Origin of the sequence: Mesorhizobium album (assembly GCF_033977205.1) — a bacterium.
Classification (GTDB): domain Bacteria; phylum Pseudomonadota; class Alphaproteobacteria; order Rhizobiales; family Rhizobiaceae; genus Mesorhizobium; species Mesorhizobium album.
In genome coordinates, this window is the sequence record NZ_JAVIIW010000024.1 from 30,308 (window position 1) to 44,857 (window position 14,550).

The following is a 14,550-nucleotide window of genomic DNA, read 5'->3' on the forward strand; positions in this document are numbered from 1 at the left end:
TGCCCCTCGGGCGTGTCGCTTAAGCGTCGAGCCAGTGCCTCGATGGCCGCGAGGGTCTGCTGCTGCCGTTTCTCTTTTCTCCTGCGGTCGGTCTCATGCATGGTTTCCTCCTGTTAGAGACGGGGTCGGTAGCCGGACATGGGCTCCTTCGGCTTCGGCCAGGTGATTGACGGGGACCCTCGCGGCCTGCGGGCTGCCTCCTGCAAGCGGCGCGCCCGCAGATCATCGCGCGGGTCCGGCCGAAGCGAAGGCGGCGCGGTCCGCGTCAGGCGAGCGAGCAGCGCCGCCACTCTGCGGCCGATGTCTTCGGCGAGCCTCCGGATTTCATCGAGGTCCACGTGCGCAAAGCGGCGCGCGTCGATTAGGTCGTGGCCCCTCGGGCGCAGGCGGCGCCGCCGCGACTGCCGCGACCGCCTGCGCATGATGCAGCGGCTCCGCCGCCGGAGCGATCTCGCATCTGCCGCGGCGGCGCAGCTAGTCGCGCTCGTCTTGATTATCGCGGCCGCGCGCCGTGGTGGCCTGTCCCGCGCCCGGCTCCAAGTCCCGTGAGGCGTGCCCGACCCCCACGGAGGCGGGACGACTGGTCGCCGGACCAGGAGGCGCGCGAGCGCGGGGAGGGCAGCAACCTGATGTCGCCCCGCCGCCCCGGCCGGCACGGCGGCAGGTATCGCGCGAGCCCGTCCTACCGCCGCCTCCTGCGTGACCTCCGGCGGCCGTACGGTCGCGCCAGTGCCGAGGCGCTGGATGTGCTTCGGCACCGCCTCGACCTCCCGGAGCCTGCCCAGGGCTGGCTGGACGAGCAGGCAGAAAACGGCGACTGGTCTCCGCTGGCGGCGTGCGTCGCTGACCGGACGGACACGGATGCCGAGATCGCTGTGTTGCATGCCGCGATCGCGTGCCTGGAAGCCCGCGCTGCCCTCGGTGAAACCGATCAGCCTCTACCTCCTCCCCCACCTGGCGGCGGCGGGGTCAGCAGCCTCCACACGACGAGCGTCTGGACGGGCTGGGAAAGCCTTGAACGCAAGAAGGGGAGCTGCAGCCGCTCCCCTTCTTGATACCACTCCCTCGTCAAGCGGTATGGACCAGCCGCAGTTTCGGCCGCGCCAACCTCCGCGCAGCCCTCTCCGCAGCCCGGCGGGCCTGGGCCTCTGTAGGTGCAACCCCTGCCGCAAGCGTCCGCGTGCGCCCGGACGTGGAAACGGGTACGTCTGCAGTCCACACGTACCGTTTTTCCGGATCTTCCCGCAGACCCTCGACCCAAAGGCAGATGTCGCCCAGCTCTGCCGCGCAGCAGGCGCGGTTCACGTATGGGCGGAGGTCGCTCTTGCCGCCCGACCACTGGACTCTCGTCATTATCAGTCTCCCTACGTTTGTAGACGAACGAAAGAAAGGCGGACTCGTTTTGAAATGTCAATAGAGGGCTATGGAAACCAAATCTCATTACTTGGATAGAATTACCCATGAAACTCATCGTATTTAAAGATTCACGACGAATTGAATCCTTATAATACTTAACAATGCTTGTCTGATGAATCCTTGCAACCCGGCTGCGAATCATTGGAGAGCAGGCGGCGAATCCTTGGCCAAGGATTCGATGCCGAAGGGAGCTCAGGCTCACCAGGGGACGGCCGGGACCGCCCTCCCATCGCGTGACCTGGCAGGCGCGGCCCCAACAGGTCCAGGAGCCCGTGTCCTCGGCCCCCCAGGGGCCTGCGGGCCGCGCCAGTCCCTGGCCCCCTGCCGGGCCGCGCCAGCCTCGACGGTCATGCGAGGGCGGCTCCGAGGGACATGCAGCAGCGCTGGATAAGTGTCCGGAGATCGGGAGGCAAATTGTTGACAGGTGAATCCTTACCCCGCACACCGACGGTCACCGAGAGGTGCACCAACGCCGAATCCTTGGTGTACGGCCAGCCGGATTCGCAAGAGAAACCAAGTTGTTACGGAGGAATTGCGCAGAAGCTCCCTCCGGCCCGCCGCTTCTTTGAGTCTAGACGAGGCTATTCGGCTTATGCAGCCGAAACCCCGTGATCTAGACGATGAGATCCCCTTTAACCCGCCGTTGCGGGGCACAGGAGAAAGGCGAATCCCATGTGGCGAGCCCGCATAATAAACGAATGAGGGCCGAAGCTCCGCATTGCATCTAAGGCTCGGGTTGCCCCACTGGTGAGTCACCTCGCCAGTGGGCTTCTTATATATAGGACTCCATCAAATCCGCCTAGAATCGAGGCTATGGCGAAGGACAAATCGCACATCGAGAAATTCCGTGAAGCCACGCGCCCTAAAGAGCGTGGGGGATGATGAGTATGACGCAGCGGTTGAGAAAGTCGCCCACGCGCCCGAGCTAACTGACGAGCAGATAAGGCAACTTGCGCGGCGCAAGCCAAAGAGCGGATTGCCATCAAAGGGAAAACCCTAAGTAGCATATTGACGCTCAGTTCAAACTCCGATTTACCGGATTGATGGCGCATCTCGGTGCTGGGGCTTTTCCGTATGATCCATTCCAGCATTCCCGCTCTATTCCGGTCATTGTGCGGATCAACCCTTTTGCGCGTTGGCTCCATTCGTGCTCTGGAATGTTGTCCTCCCAGGTTCGAAATGCCTGTCGAATGACGTCGCAGTCGAAAGCTGACACGGAATAGCGATGACTCTTGGGCATTGATTGCTCCCTTTGTCCGTCTTCGGGGGGAGCACCTGACTTGGCTTCCAAGCATCCGCTTGCCCTATCGATGCGGACGACTTGAAGACCATACGCCCGAAATGTGACGACAGAGAGTCCTTTCGCGGAACAAGGGGGCAAGGGATTGACTCAGCAGGAGATTTCCTGTGAGCGACATACCCGGCAGGCCCTAGAAGCTACATAATCCAGCTTTTGATGGAAGAGACAGTATTACCCTCGAAGAGGCGAGGGATCTGGTGGCGCTCCTAGGGTCCGAGTGGACCTCGCTTTTGCGAGAGGCCCACATGTTGGCAGAAAAGAAGGAGCGTACCAGCCTGTCCTGAATATATTCCTACGGCACTCTTGGTTGTCAACCAGATAATCGCCCCAATTGCTTGGATGCAACTCTTCGTCCGCTAAAAAGAGCGTTGGAAACGCAGAATGCCGCCGACGCTGTCGTTTTTGTCGGCGTTGGTCCAGTTCACGTTGGAAGGGTTCACCATGCCGACGCCGAAGTCGCCGCAGTGGTCATAGTCGACCTCGGCTGTTATCGTGAAATCTGGAATGAGCATATAGGCGACGTTCATGGCGACACCATAGTTCTTAAGCTGATCACCCGAGACCTGAAGGTTGAACACAGTTGTCTCGTTGAACTGGTAAGTGGCGCCAGCCCAGAAAGCCCAGTTGCCGCCCCAAGTTTTGTAGAAGCCGCGGCCGTGCGCGGCGATTGCGTTAGTGGAATCATCGTTGAGCTTGCCATTGGAGCCGTAGCCTAACATTCCGAATAGCGACAGCTCGTTAGTGACATTGACCTCGACGCGGACTTTGCCGGCCACCGATCCGTAGTTGCTATCATAAGCAGCAACACCGGTGATCGCGCCCCACTGTTGTGTGTATTTCAGGCCGCCGACCACGTGCGGAACGTAGCTATCGACGGTGCCGGCCACGCCTTCGCCTTCTTCAAGCGAGACCACGGCCGAAAAGCCATCACCGGCGTCAAAGTAGTACTGGATGACGTTGGTTTCGAAATCACCGTAGGGAACGAGCATCGGATTGAGCACGTTGCCGGGATAGCCAATAAACATGTCGAAGGCCGACCAGTCCTTGCCAATTCGAAGGTTGCCAAGCTGGATCCAGGCGAAAGTCAGGCTGAGGTCTCTATTGGAGGCATAGTTTTGAGGACTGCCCGGATCCGAATAATCGTTGCGGTTACCAAAGTTCATGCGGGTTTCGGTGTAGGTCTTCAACGTGCCCAACTCGGTTTCCCGGTTCGTCCAGGTCTTCACTGTGAAGCGGGCATTCTTCTTCCAGGTTGCATTGGTGCTGCCGCCCTCGTGGTCGGTTGCCTTTGCCCCATCCAACGAGCCGACGTCACCCAAGGCGATGTCATAGCGGACATAGCCGCCGATGCGCAGGCAGGTTTCGGTGCCTGGGATATAGAAGAAGCCTGCACCATAGACGTCGCAGATCTTGACGTATTCGCCCGCGTCTGGCTCGGCGTCGACGGCGCGGGCATCGGAAACGGCAATCAGGGTCGCAACTGAGCCGAGAAGAAGACTCGTGAAGTTCATTTGATCTCCGTTCAAACATATAAAAGAGGAAGGACGTCGAAGAGCGGACCCTTCGCTTATCCCCGCGATCTAAAATGTGGCGCAATGCGCTGCGCCTTTCGCAGCGCGAAGAACCCGTCATGACAACGGTTCAAGAACAAAGGCGATGAAGCTAAATCATATTATCAAACAATAGGGGCATTTATAAATATGTGAATTGCTGCAATACAGCACTGTGAATTCCCCCTTTTTGAGCCAACCGCCAAAGTGATGTCCGCCAGTTGTGGGCAGATCCTCACAACGACTTCCACAGTTGCATGCGCAAGTGACGTGCCAACCTGGCGACGCAGCTGTGGCTTGACACTGAAGTTTGCCGGCGGACCTTGGTTCGCGCTCCCTTCTCATTTTGCCTTGAGATCAAGCCGCGCCCGAAACGCCAGGTTTTGGACATGGTTCGTGTGTTCGATACGCGACAGGTTTCGTTCAAAGGCGACATCTTTTGTTTGTTGTGAGCCGCGATATTGAGACATCATGCGGCGGCACCGCTCGGTACGTCAGGCGGGTGCCGCACGACGCTGACATAATGGTCATGAGCGAGACTGGGCATGTGATCCTTGCAGCATGGCCCAGGCCGTAAGCGTCATTTCCGTTTTCTCGATTCAACTGAACGCTTGGCGATTTTGGCCAAGGACGCGATAGTGGACTTCGAAAACGGTCTTGTTCGCATACGGCGGCAGCATCGTTTCGCGATTCGCGCGGTTGGTGTCGCATTCGATGCTTTTCTCGACCGAGCTCCCCCTAACGAGGCGTAAGTGCGAGGGCAACCAGCACGACCGCGAACGCCCGAAACCGGGCGCCGCCAACGTGTCGACCACCTTTGACTTCGCAGAGCATGGCGTGCTGCTTAGGTGATATAATCCTTCGTCCGGCTGCGGTGATTGGGGTTTAAAGGGCGTGTGCGTTGCACACGAGCCTCACGGCTGCCGTACCCGCTCGCGAGACTCAGCCATGTTGTGGTAGTGGCCGAGTCCGATCATGCAGCTTGTCTCAGGCCTGCGATTGTCCAACGGCAACTTGGCGCTGGCGCTGCTTTCTCAGTTGAACTTGATGCTCGCCTGCCCGAACACGCCGTAGCGTTCAATCTCCCAATGCAGGATCTGCGGGCTACCACCGCCCGGCGTCTCCTCGAAATGAGCGGCGCCAGCAGCTGCCGCGCGCCAGTAGCGGCCGCCGACGCCGATGTTGAACAAATCCGTGACTTTGTAGTTCAACATCGCCTCGATTTGGACGCCATTCCCGTTCCCATCTTCGGGTTGCGGATTGATCTCTGGGCGCAGATGGTGCTGATCCTTGCCGTCAAGCTGCGTGAACAGCACCGCGACGTCACCCGAAAGGCTGAGTCGTTCGGTGAGTTGCGTCTGTCCGGCAAGGCCGAGTCGCAGCGAATGCCAATCATTATCCTGGCTGATGACGCCCATATTGTTCGTAATGGCTGGCACGCAAATCCCCGGATTGGCCGCCTGCTGCGCGCAATGGATGGCGTGGTAGCTTTCGTTCCAGAAATTGTATCCGACATAAGCACCCAAGCGGTAGCGCGGCGTGTCCCAGAAATTATACCCGAGGTCGGCGGTGAAATACGTGATGCGACCGCTGTGCTGATCGGACAACGTGCTCGAATAGGATTTCATGGACAAAGAGGGGTTAACGAAATCCTCGTCGGTAAGAGAACCCTTGGGGATCCCGCCCGCACTGAGGAAGCCCTTGACGAAGATGCCAGTCGGATTGTGGGTCGCGTTGAGGAAGACTTCGCCCGATAGGGCACCGAGATCGTTGTATGTGAGCCGCGAGACCATCCCCGCGACGTCGGCGTTGTAAAGTTCCTTCGATGCTTCGCCGCTACTGTACCAGTAGCGTAGCCCGCCCTCGAAGGAAAAGACCGGGGCCACTGCGTCGGCTCGCACCGCCGGGTCGGCGAACACCGGGCCGTCGGCAGCGGCCGCACCCGCCGACAGACCGCAAAGCACGACACATGTCAAAACCACTCGCCGCATCACCAAAATCTCCTTTGTGTTGATTTTCGGGTTCCGTCGCGGACATCCAGAAATTGGCGGGTTGGACCGACTGCAGAGTTGGTCTCCAGGCAAGAGGATCATCGTGGCAAAGCGCCTGTACAGCCCTTGGCCCGGCTATTGCTTGCAGTGCGGCCGCTTGCTTCTTCTGCATCGGGAGGTCCTACGGTACGGCCTGATCCCGGCAGACAGCATGGTGCGAACGTTGCAACACTCTGCGCGAGATGCGTTTAGCGACACTCCAAGCAACATGCGTGCCAAAGAAAAACTCTTTAGACGCATGCCAATCGATTGCCGCATGTCCGACATTTGTCGCGCCTCGCACAATGCCAAAGCATCCTGTCGCAAATTGTCGGTGAGAGGGTTGCGGTATGAAAGCTCTTCAATTTCTGAGGAGCTCGTGACCTTCAAAGTCCGTCTGTTCGACCGATCCGCGAATGCCACGCAGGCAGACTTCCCGAGGTCGGGCCACGGCGCGGAAGCCCCTCTCGTGAATCCGAGCGTCCCCGCTGTGAAGCGTCGCTGGGCGCGACCAGCGGCGCCGGCTCGTTGTCGGGTCTGACTGGTGGGGTGTCGGCCGGGTCAGGTTTCTGGTTCCGATTATTCGAGCGCGGCGGGATCACCCGTTGGCTTTGTCTTGATCCACATCAGTCCACGTCGGATGCCATGCTTGCGCATGGCTGTTGCCACTCGCGTCGCCAACCGTGACTTCCGGCTCGCGAACGTGCAACGAGGCATCTCGCCCAGGCGTCCCGACAGCTAATTTGTGAAAGAACTATCGACTGGTTTCCTTCAAATTCCTGCAAGGAATTCGACAAAATAGCGACGCCACTTTACCCACAAGGCGCGGAGATTTGGTAACTGATTGAAATTTAAGCCGCCGCTGCATCTGGCATGACGTTTGCTCTCTGCCTGTTAACATGTGAAGACGTTATACAAAATATGAAGACATTATAAAGAATATAATGCGTGCTCGATTCGATTTATTCGAAAGGCACGAAAATGAACATTCGCGTTTAGGAATGGAGCAAGACAAATGACAAGCACCATAGCGACAGCAGCTTTGCTTATGGCTTCGACGTTGGCGTTCGCATTGGACATGAAAGAAACCAACGATGCGCTAAGTATTGATGCTCGCAGGGATGCCAAGACGTATCCGTGCAGCCGCCAGAAGGCACTCCCCTCCGTTAAATGGGAAAGCGGATGCGTCTTCGTCAATTACTTGCCGCAAGTTCTCCAGCCTGCCTGAAATGACGTGCATCTGACAACTATCAGACGCAACGCGCCAAACACCCTTTTGCGCAGTGCTTAGCATGGTGCCGGCCCGAACCCTGGTCTCGCGCTTACGCGACAAAGCTCAAGCATCCCATGGGAAATCACAAGCGTTCTCATTAGGAAATCACAGGGGCCATGGCGTTCGGAAATTCTCCTAAGTCAGTCCACCCTTGAAACGTGAAAGGAGCAAAAACCACTTCGGCATGCGCGCGCGATGCCGCAAGAGTCGCGCGAACCCCTTTCTGGCCCTGAGGACCGGATCCGGGGAGGCTCTCGCAATCTGTTTATCCTAAAGGAGAACGATATGAAATTCCGTCCATTGCACGACCGCGTACTCGTCCGTCGCATCGAGGCCGACGAAAAGACGGCCGGCGGCATCATCATCCCCGACACGGCCAAGGAAAAGCCGCAGGAGGGCGAAGTCATTGCCGTCGGCCCGGGCGCTCGCGACGAGAGCGGCAAGCTCACCCCCCTCGACGTGAAGGTCGACGACCGCATCCTGTTCGGCAAGTGGTCCGGCACCGAAATCAAGCTCGACGGCGAGGACCTGCTCATCATGAAGGAAAGCGACATCTTGGGTGTGATCGAGGTTTCGGCCTCGGCCAGGCAAGCCGCGTGACCGAAACCGCGCGACACAAACACTCAACAAGAACTGCCTATTCACAGGAGTGAACGAATGGCTGCCAAGGAAGTGAAATTTCATTCTGATGCCCGCGAGCGCATGCTGCGCGGTGTCAACATCCTCGCCGACGCGGTGAAGGTGACGCTCGGCCCGAAGGGCCGCAACGTCGTGATCGACAAGTCTTTCGGCGCCCCGCGCATCACCAAGGACGGCGTCACCGTCGCCAAGGAGATCGAGCTCGAGGACAAATTCGAAAACATGGGGGCGCAGATGGTGCGCGAGGTCGCCTCCAAGACCAGCGACATCGCCGGCGACGGCACCACGACCGCCACGGTGCTGGCGCAGTCGATCGTGACCGAGGGCGCCAAGGCAGTCGCGGCCGGCATGAACCCGATGGATTTGAAGCGCGGCATCGACAAGGCGGTGGAAACGATCGTCGCCAATCTGAAGGCTAACGCCCGCAAGGTGACAAAGAACGACGAGATCGCCCAGGTCGGCACCATTTCGGCCAATGGCGATGCCGAGATCGGCCGCTTCCTCGCGGAGGCAATGGAGAAGGTCGGCAACGAAGGCGTTATCACCGTCGAGGAAGCCAAGACTGCCGAGACTGAGCTCGAAATTGTCGAAGGCATGCAGTTCGACCGCGGCTACCTCTCGCCCTACTTCATCACCAATCAGGACAGGATGCGCGTCGAGCTCGAAGAGCCCTACGTGCTGATCCACGAGAAGAAGCTCGGCAATCTGCAAGCCCTGCTCCCGGTGCTGGAGGCGGTGGTTCAGTCGGCGAAGCCCCTGCTGATCATCGCCGAAGACGTCGAGGGCGAGGCGCTCGCGACGCTGGTGGTCAACAAGCTGCGCGGCGGACTGAAGGTGGCTGCCGTCAAGGCCCCGGGCTTCGGCGACCGCCGCAAGGCGATGCTGGAGGATATCGCCATCCTGACCGGCGGCACGGCGATCAGCGAGGATCTCGGCGTCAAGCTCGAGAATGTGACGCTGGAAATGCTCGGCCGCGCTCGCAAGGTGGAAATAGAAAAGGAAAACACCACCATTGTCGACGGTGCCGGCCATAAGGACGAAATCAACGGCCGCGTTGCTCAAATTAGGGCCCAGATCGAGGAGACCACTTCCGACTATGACCGCGAGAAGCTGCAGGAGCGCCTGGCCAAGCTCGCCGGCGGCGTCGCGGTGATCCGTGTCGGCGGCTCGACCGAAGTCGAGGTCAAGGAGCGTAAGGACCGCGTTGACGACGCGCTGCACGCCACTCGCGCGGCGGTCGAGGAAGGTGTCTTGCCGGGTGGCGGCGTTGCACTACTCAGGGCAGCAAGGGCGCTCGACCATGTCGTTCTCGACAACCCCGACCAGAGGACCGGTGTCGAGATCGTGCGGCGCGCCATCGAGGCTCCCGCTCGCCAGATCGCCGAAAACAGCGGGGCGGAAGGCTCCATTATCGTTGGCAGGGTTCGCGAGAAACCTGAGTTCGGCTATGGCTGGAACGCCCAGACCAACGAATTTGGCGATCTCTTCGGCCAAGGCGTGATCGACCCCGCCAAGGTCGTGCGCACGGCGCTGCAGGACGCCGCTTCCGTAGCCGGCCTGCTCGTCACCACTGAGGCGATGGTGGCCGAGAAGCCGAAGAAGGAAATTCCCGCCCCGGCGATGCCGGGCGGCGGCGGCATGGATTTCTGACGAGCCCCGCTTTCTTTCTTGTCGTGGGAGAGGGCGGAGCTACCTTACCAATGGTCCATTCGCCCTCTTCCAGGCATCGATTCCGCCCTCGATGTGGCAGGCTGATGTGAGGCCCTCATCCTGGGCGGCCTGCACCGCCATGGCCGAACGCTCGCCGAAGGCGCAGTAAAGCACAAGCCGCTTGCCGGTCGAACGGACGAGCTCGTGCAACACGCCGCCGGGAGCGATGCTTTCTTGCAGCCTCGGGTAAGGCACATGCAGCGCCCCCGGAATAATGCCCTGGCGTTCGCGCTCGGAGCGCTCGCGCAGGTCAATCAGCGCGACATCCGGCTTACCGGCCAGCGCCAACGCTTCGTTGGCATTGGCCGCCCAGCCGCGCCGCGCGATCTCGTCCTGGTGCAGCCCGACCTTCATATTGGCGGGCACGGCGACATCCATCATTTTCGGATTGGCGAGCTTCAGATTGTTCATGATCTCGACATACTCCTCGACCGACCTCACCTGCAGGCGCGGATTGAAGGCCTTCTCCTCGCCTATGGTCGAGACAGTGTCGCCCCTGTAGTCGTGCGCCGGATAGACCAGCGTGGAGTCCGGCAGCTTGAGCAGGCGGCCGAAGATCGATTCATACTGGTGTCGCGCATCGCCATTCGGGAAGTCGGTGCAGCCGGTGCCGCGGATCAGCAGTGTGTCGCCAGTGAACACCCGGTCGGGCAGGGCGAAGCTGTAGGAATCGTCGGTGTGGCCGGGCGTGTAGACGACGTCGAGCGCCAGCCCCTCGATGGTCAGCCTGTCGCCGTCGGCAAGCCGCATCGACACCACGTCGGCCTTGGTCTGCTCGCCCATCACCGTGATGCATTGCGTCTTGTCGCGCAGCGCGCCAAGGCCGGTGATGTGGTCGGCATGGAGATGCGTGTCCACCGCCTTGACCAGCCTCAGGTCGAGCTCACGCACGAGCCGGAGATAGCGGTCGACCTTGTCCAGAACCGGATCGATGATCAGTGCCTCGCCGCCTTGGCGACTGGCAAGCAAATAGGAATAGGTGCTCGAAACGGAATCGAACAGCTGACGGAAGATCATGATTTGCTCCATATCATCTGGTCGCGATCTTTTTTTGCAGCATGTCATGCGGCTCTACCGCTACCCCGAGGCGCCACACCCTCAGCGCTCGCCGACTAGGATGGCCTCGAGGTTCGTCACAGCCGCCTCACGGCGGGTCAAGACACTACGTCGTGGACGGGGACGGGGACGGCGCATCAGCTCACGCGTGCGCCAGGGACAAGTCACGCCCGGGAAACAAGCGCAGGAATCGCTAAAGCCTCATTGGCCTCGTCATGGATCGAGAAACTGTAACGGCCACATGCGTCGAGGTCGACCGAGTAGCTCAGGCGCTCGCGTATGTGGTTGTCCTGGTCGAAGGTGACGATCCGCGGCTTCAGCGCTGTGATATGCGCTTCGTTCAGGTAGATGGAGTTGCAGACGATGATCGGGTCGCCAGGCTGGCAGGTGCGGGCGGCAGCACCATTGAGGATGCAGCATCGTGATCCGCGCTCGCCGAGGATGACATAGGTCGAAATCCGCGCGCCGGAATTCTTGTTCCATATCTCCACGAATTCCATGGGCAGGATCCCGGCTGCCTCGCAGTGGTCAGGGTCGAGCGTTATCGACCCATGGTAGTTGAGATTTGCTTCGGTGACGTGGATGCCGTGAAGCTTGCCGGCGACTATTTTTCGCATTGGTCTGTTGTCCTTTTTTGCGTCTAGCATGAACAATCTTCATGTCTTGTCGGGGCCGCCGCGCGGCTAAATTCCAACCACAAGAGCCCCGCCGCTGAGACCGGCACCCGCCGCCGCCAGAAGGAGTTTCTCGCCCGGCCGGAGTGGCTGCGTCCGATTGGCGAGCGACAACGAGAGCGGGATCGTTGCGGCCGAAGAGTTACCGTATTCGGCGATCCTCTTGACGATTGCCTGGTCCGCAATGCCGAGGTTTCGGCCGACGGCATCGAAAATGCGGGCGTTGGCTTGATGCGGGACGAACCGGTCGATGTCTTGCGGCCGCATTCGAGCTATGGCGAGCGCTTCCCTTGAACATGTCGTCATCATCTCCACGGCCTTGGCGAACACTTCGCGGCCGTCGACGATCGTCATCCGGGTCTGTGCGAGATCGAGGTCGTTGCGAAAAGGCGTGTTGCTTCCTCCGGCGGGGATCTGGATCAATCCGTAGCGCGAACCGTCCGAATCCACCGAAGCGCCGAGAATGCCGCGTTCGGCATCCTCGCTGGGACCGATCACGACCGCGCCGGCGGCATCAGCAAACAGCACGGCGCTGGCGCGCTCGGCGGGGTTGATGCGGCGGCTCAAAATGTTGGCGGCTATGACAAGGGCGGGTCTGCCGTGCAGGCGGGTGAACCCGTCGGCGAACATCAGCGCATAGATGAAACCTGCGCAGGCGCCGGTCAGGTCGATGGCGCCAGCGCGGCCGAGGCCGAGCCGATGCGCGACCAGTGGCGCGCTCGGTGGCAGAAGGTGATCCGGAGTGGACGTGGCGAGCAAGAGAAGACCGATGTCGCTCCGATCGATATCCGCATTTGCCAGCGCCATGTCGCCGGCCCGCGCGGCAAGTCCCGAAAGCGTATCTTCATCAGTCGCCCAGAAGCGCGAGCGAATTCCGGTGCGCCGTTCGATCCAGCCTGGCTCGAGGCCGAGACTGTTCTCGATCTCGGCGTTCTCGACCTTGCGCCCAGGCACTTGGTGGCCAAGCCCGAGGATGCGCGACGACCTGCTCATGGTTTGGATCCGAAGCGTTCACCGGCCCCCTCGATGGCGTCATAAAGCCGATCGAGCTCGGCGCCGGTGACGCAATAGGGTGGTAGAAGATAAAGAACATTGCCGAGCGGGCGCACCAGCAATCCCTGATCGAGGAAGAATGCCCGCAGCTTTGGGCCGATCTCGGCCAGATAACCGAGGGATGCGGTACCCAAATCGAGCGCCGCGATCGTGCCGGTAATCCGGCAGTCCCTGAAGACCGGATTGTCGCGAAAGCGCCGAAGGCCAGCGGCCTGCAACGCGCCCAGGGCCGCGATCCGTTCGATAACAGGCTCGTCGTGCCAAATCTCGACGTTGGCCAGTGCGGCCGCGCAGGCAATCGGATTGGCCGTATAGGAGCTCGAATGAAAGAAGGTCTTCTTCCGGTCGACCGAATAATGGGCTTGGAAGATGGCGTCGGTCGCCAGCGTTACGGCGAGCGGAATGGTGCCGCCTGTCAGGCCCTTCGAGGTGCAAAGGATGTCGGGCGAGATATTCGCCTGCTCGCAGGCGAACATGGTTCCGGTGCGTCCCCAGCCGGTCATCACTTCGTCAGCGATCAAGAGCGTATCCGAAGCCTCGGCGATCCTCTTAAATTCAGCCAAAACCCAGGCCGGATACATCAGCATGCCGCCGGCGCCGAGCACCAGCGGCTCGACAATCAGCGCAGCTGCGCGCCGGTCGCGAGAGACGACCTCGAACCGATCGAGCGTTTCCTGCTCGCGTCCTGCGGCCGGGAAGGGGATGGTGTCGACCTCGAACAGCAAGGGTTCGTAGGCGGCGTTGAACACACCGCGGGCGCCGACGCTCATCGTGCCGATCGTGTCGCCATGGTAGCTGTGCTCCATGACGACGATGCGCGAGCGCGGCGCGCCGATATTGCGGAAATAGCCGAGCGCCATCTTCAGCGCGACCTCGATCGCGGTCGAGCCGCTGTCGGAATAAAACACCCAGTCGAGTCCCGGCGGCGCGAGATTCACCAAGGCTCTGGCGAGGCGTTCGGCCGGCTCGTGCGTGAAGCCGGCGAAGATGATCTGGTCGAGGCTTGCCGCAGTCGTCTCGATCGCCTTGACGATACGCGGATGGCGGTGGCCGTGGGTGACCACCCACCAGGAGGAAATGGCGTCGAGGATGCGGGTGCCATCGGCCTTGTGGAGATAAGCGCCTTCAGTCCGGACAATTTCGGGGATGGCCGGCTCGAGCGCGTGCTGGGTGAAAGGGTGCCAGACGCGGGATTGCGACATCATTGACCCCGTGCAATCGGCGAGAGATCGAAGCCCGAAACCATCGCTTCCCTCAAGGTTTTAGATGTCAACGGATCCAGGTACGGCAGCCTGCCAAGCTGCCGCACATTGCCAAATTCCGCGATCGTCCTTTGGCTGTCCGCCATTTCCTCGCCGATGAAGGCCACGCCGATGAGCGGGATGGCACGGGCCCTGAGCGCCTCGATCGACAGCAATGTGTGATTGATTGTGCCGAGCCCGGTGCGCGCGCAAAGAATGACCGGCAGTTGCCATTCCCGGAATATGTCGATGAATCTTGTTTGCCGATTGAGCGGCACCATCACTCCGCCAGCGCCTTCGATGATGAGCGGGCCTGGCAACTCCGGCAGCGAGAGCTTTGCCGCCTCGATTGCGATGCCATCGATTTCGGCCGAACGATGCGGCGACAGTGGCGTCTTCAGACGATAGACTTCCGGCAGGACGCGCCCGGCCGGCAGGCCGGAAAGCCGGGTAACAGCCTCGCTGTCGGTCTCTTCGTCGAGGCCCGATTGCACCGGTTTCCAGTAGAAGCCGTCGAGCAGGCCGGCGAGGCCCGCCGAAAACACCGTCTTGCCAATGCCGGTATCCGTTCCGGTGATGACTATGCCTTTGGTCATGTCGCTTCGGGT

Annotated in this window: 10 protein-coding genes; 3 read left to right on the forward strand and 7 right to left on the reverse strand. The window is 60.5% G+C overall.

Features of this window, described 5'->3' with window-relative positions:
• Positions 1-3,072: 3,072 nt before the first annotated feature.
• Together RFN28_RS20285 and RFN28_RS20290 are read right to left on the reverse strand one after the other, a co-directional pair.
• Entirely contained in the window at positions 3,073-4,227 is a 1,155-nt protein-coding gene (locus RFN28_RS20285; protein ID WP_320255972.1) for a porin, read from the reverse strand.
• A 1,073-nt stretch (positions 4,228-5,300) separates the two neighbouring features.
• Positions 5,301-6,257, reverse strand: coding sequence for an omptin family outer membrane protease (locus RFN28_RS20290; RefSeq protein ID WP_320217219.1), 957 nt, complete (start codon positions 6,255-6,257; stop codon positions 5,301-5,303).
• Between the two features lie 1,054 nt (positions 6,258-7,311).
• On the opposite strand from RFN28_RS20290, the gene RFN28_RS20295 reads away from it, so the two are divergent.
• From RFN28_RS20295 to groL, 3 genes are all read left to right on the forward strand, one after another.
• Positions 7,312-7,524 (forward strand): hypothetical protein, encoded by a 213-nt coding sequence (locus tag RFN28_RS20295; protein WP_320289091.1) that lies wholly within the window; start codon positions 7,312-7,314, stop codon positions 7,522-7,524.
• A gap of 330 nt (positions 7,525-7,854) precedes the next feature.
• On the forward strand, positions 7,855-8,169 hold the full coding sequence (gene groES / locus RFN28_RS20300) for a co-chaperone GroES (RefSeq protein WP_128372672.1): 315 nt from the start codon (positions 7,855-7,857) through the stop codon (positions 8,167-8,169).
• Between the two features lie 57 nt (positions 8,170-8,226).
• On the forward strand, positions 8,227-9,858 hold the full coding sequence (groL, locus tag RFN28_RS20305) for a chaperonin GroEL (RefSeq protein WP_320289092.1): 1,632 nt from the start codon (positions 8,227-8,229) through the stop codon (positions 9,856-9,858).
• 39 nt (positions 9,859-9,897) lie between these two features.
• Here groL and RFN28_RS20310 read toward each other — a convergent pair whose 3' ends face one another.
• The 5 genes from RFN28_RS20310 to bioD form a co-directional block, all read right to left on the reverse strand.
• Entirely contained in the window at positions 9,898-10,935 is a 1,038-nt protein-coding gene (locus RFN28_RS20310; RefSeq protein WP_320289093.1) for an MBL fold metallo-hydrolase, read from the reverse strand.
• Positions 10,936-11,138: 203 nt separating this feature from the next.
• A complete protein-coding gene (panD, locus tag RFN28_RS20315; protein WP_320252922.1) occupies positions 11,139-11,591 on the reverse strand; it encodes an aspartate 1-decarboxylase in 453 nt (150 codons plus the stop codon).
• 66 nt (positions 11,592-11,657) lie between these two features.
• Positions 11,658-12,641, reverse strand: a complete 984-nt coding sequence (gene bioZ / locus RFN28_RS20320; RefSeq protein ID WP_320289094.1) for a 3-oxopimeloyl-[acyl-carrier-protein] synthase BioZ — start codon at positions 12,639-12,641, stop codon at positions 11,658-11,660.
• On the reverse strand, positions 12,638-13,903 hold the full coding sequence (locus tag RFN28_RS20325; protein WP_320289095.1) for an adenosylmethionine--8-amino-7-oxononanoate transaminase: 1,266 nt from the start codon (positions 13,901-13,903) through the stop codon (positions 12,638-12,640). Before RFN28_RS20325 ends, bioZ begins: the two co-directional genes overlap by 4 nt.
• Positions 13,903-14,538 carry a dethiobiotin synthase gene (gene bioD / locus RFN28_RS20330; RefSeq protein WP_320289096.1) on the reverse strand — a complete coding sequence of 212 codons (636 nt, stop codon included), beginning with the start codon at positions 14,536-14,538 and terminating at the stop codon, positions 13,903-13,905. The genes RFN28_RS20325 and bioD overlap by 1 nt, the downstream gene beginning before the upstream one ends.
• Positions 14,539-14,550 lie beyond the last annotated feature (12 nt).

What these genes read in the sequence shown, in the direction of transcription:
- RFN28_RS20290 (WP_320217219.1), bottom strand. Translation starts at nt 6,257, where the DNA reads ATGCGGCGAGTGGTTTTGACATGTGTCGTGCTTTGCGGTCTGTCGGCG.
- groL (WP_320289092.1), top strand. Translation starts at nt 8,227, where the DNA reads ATGGCTGCCAAGGAAGTGAAATTTCATTCTGATGCCCGCGAGCGCATG.
- groES (WP_128372672.1), top strand. Translation starts at nt 7,855, where the DNA reads ATGAAATTCCGTCCATTGCACGACCGCGTACTCGTCCGTCGCATCGAG.
- RFN28_RS20310 (WP_320289093.1), bottom strand. Translation starts at nt 10,935, where the DNA reads ATGATCTTCCGTCAGCTGTTCGATTCCGTTTCGAGCACCTATTCCTAT.
- panD (WP_320252922.1), bottom strand. Translation starts at nt 11,591, where the DNA reads ATGCGAAAAATAGTCGCCGGCAAGCTTCACGGCATCCACGTCACCGAA.
- bioZ (WP_320289094.1), bottom strand. Translation starts at nt 12,641, where the DNA reads ATGAGCAGGTCGTCGCGCATCCTCGGGCTTGGCCACCAAGTGCCTGGG.
- RFN28_RS20325 (WP_320289095.1), bottom strand. Translation starts at nt 13,903, where the DNA reads ATGTCGCAATCCCGCGTCTGGCACCCTTTCACCCAGCACGCGCTCGAG.
- RFN28_RS20285 (WP_320255972.1), bottom strand. Translation starts at nt 4,227, where the DNA reads ATGAACTTCACGAGTCTTCTTCTCGGCTCAGTTGCGACCCTGATTGCC.
- bioD (WP_320289096.1), bottom strand. Translation starts at nt 14,538, where the DNA reads ATGACCAAAGGCATAGTCATCACCGGAACGGATACCGGCATTGGCAAG.
- RFN28_RS20295 (WP_320289091.1), top strand. Translation starts at nt 7,312, where the DNA reads ATGACAAGCACCATAGCGACAGCAGCTTTGCTTATGGCTTCGACGTTG.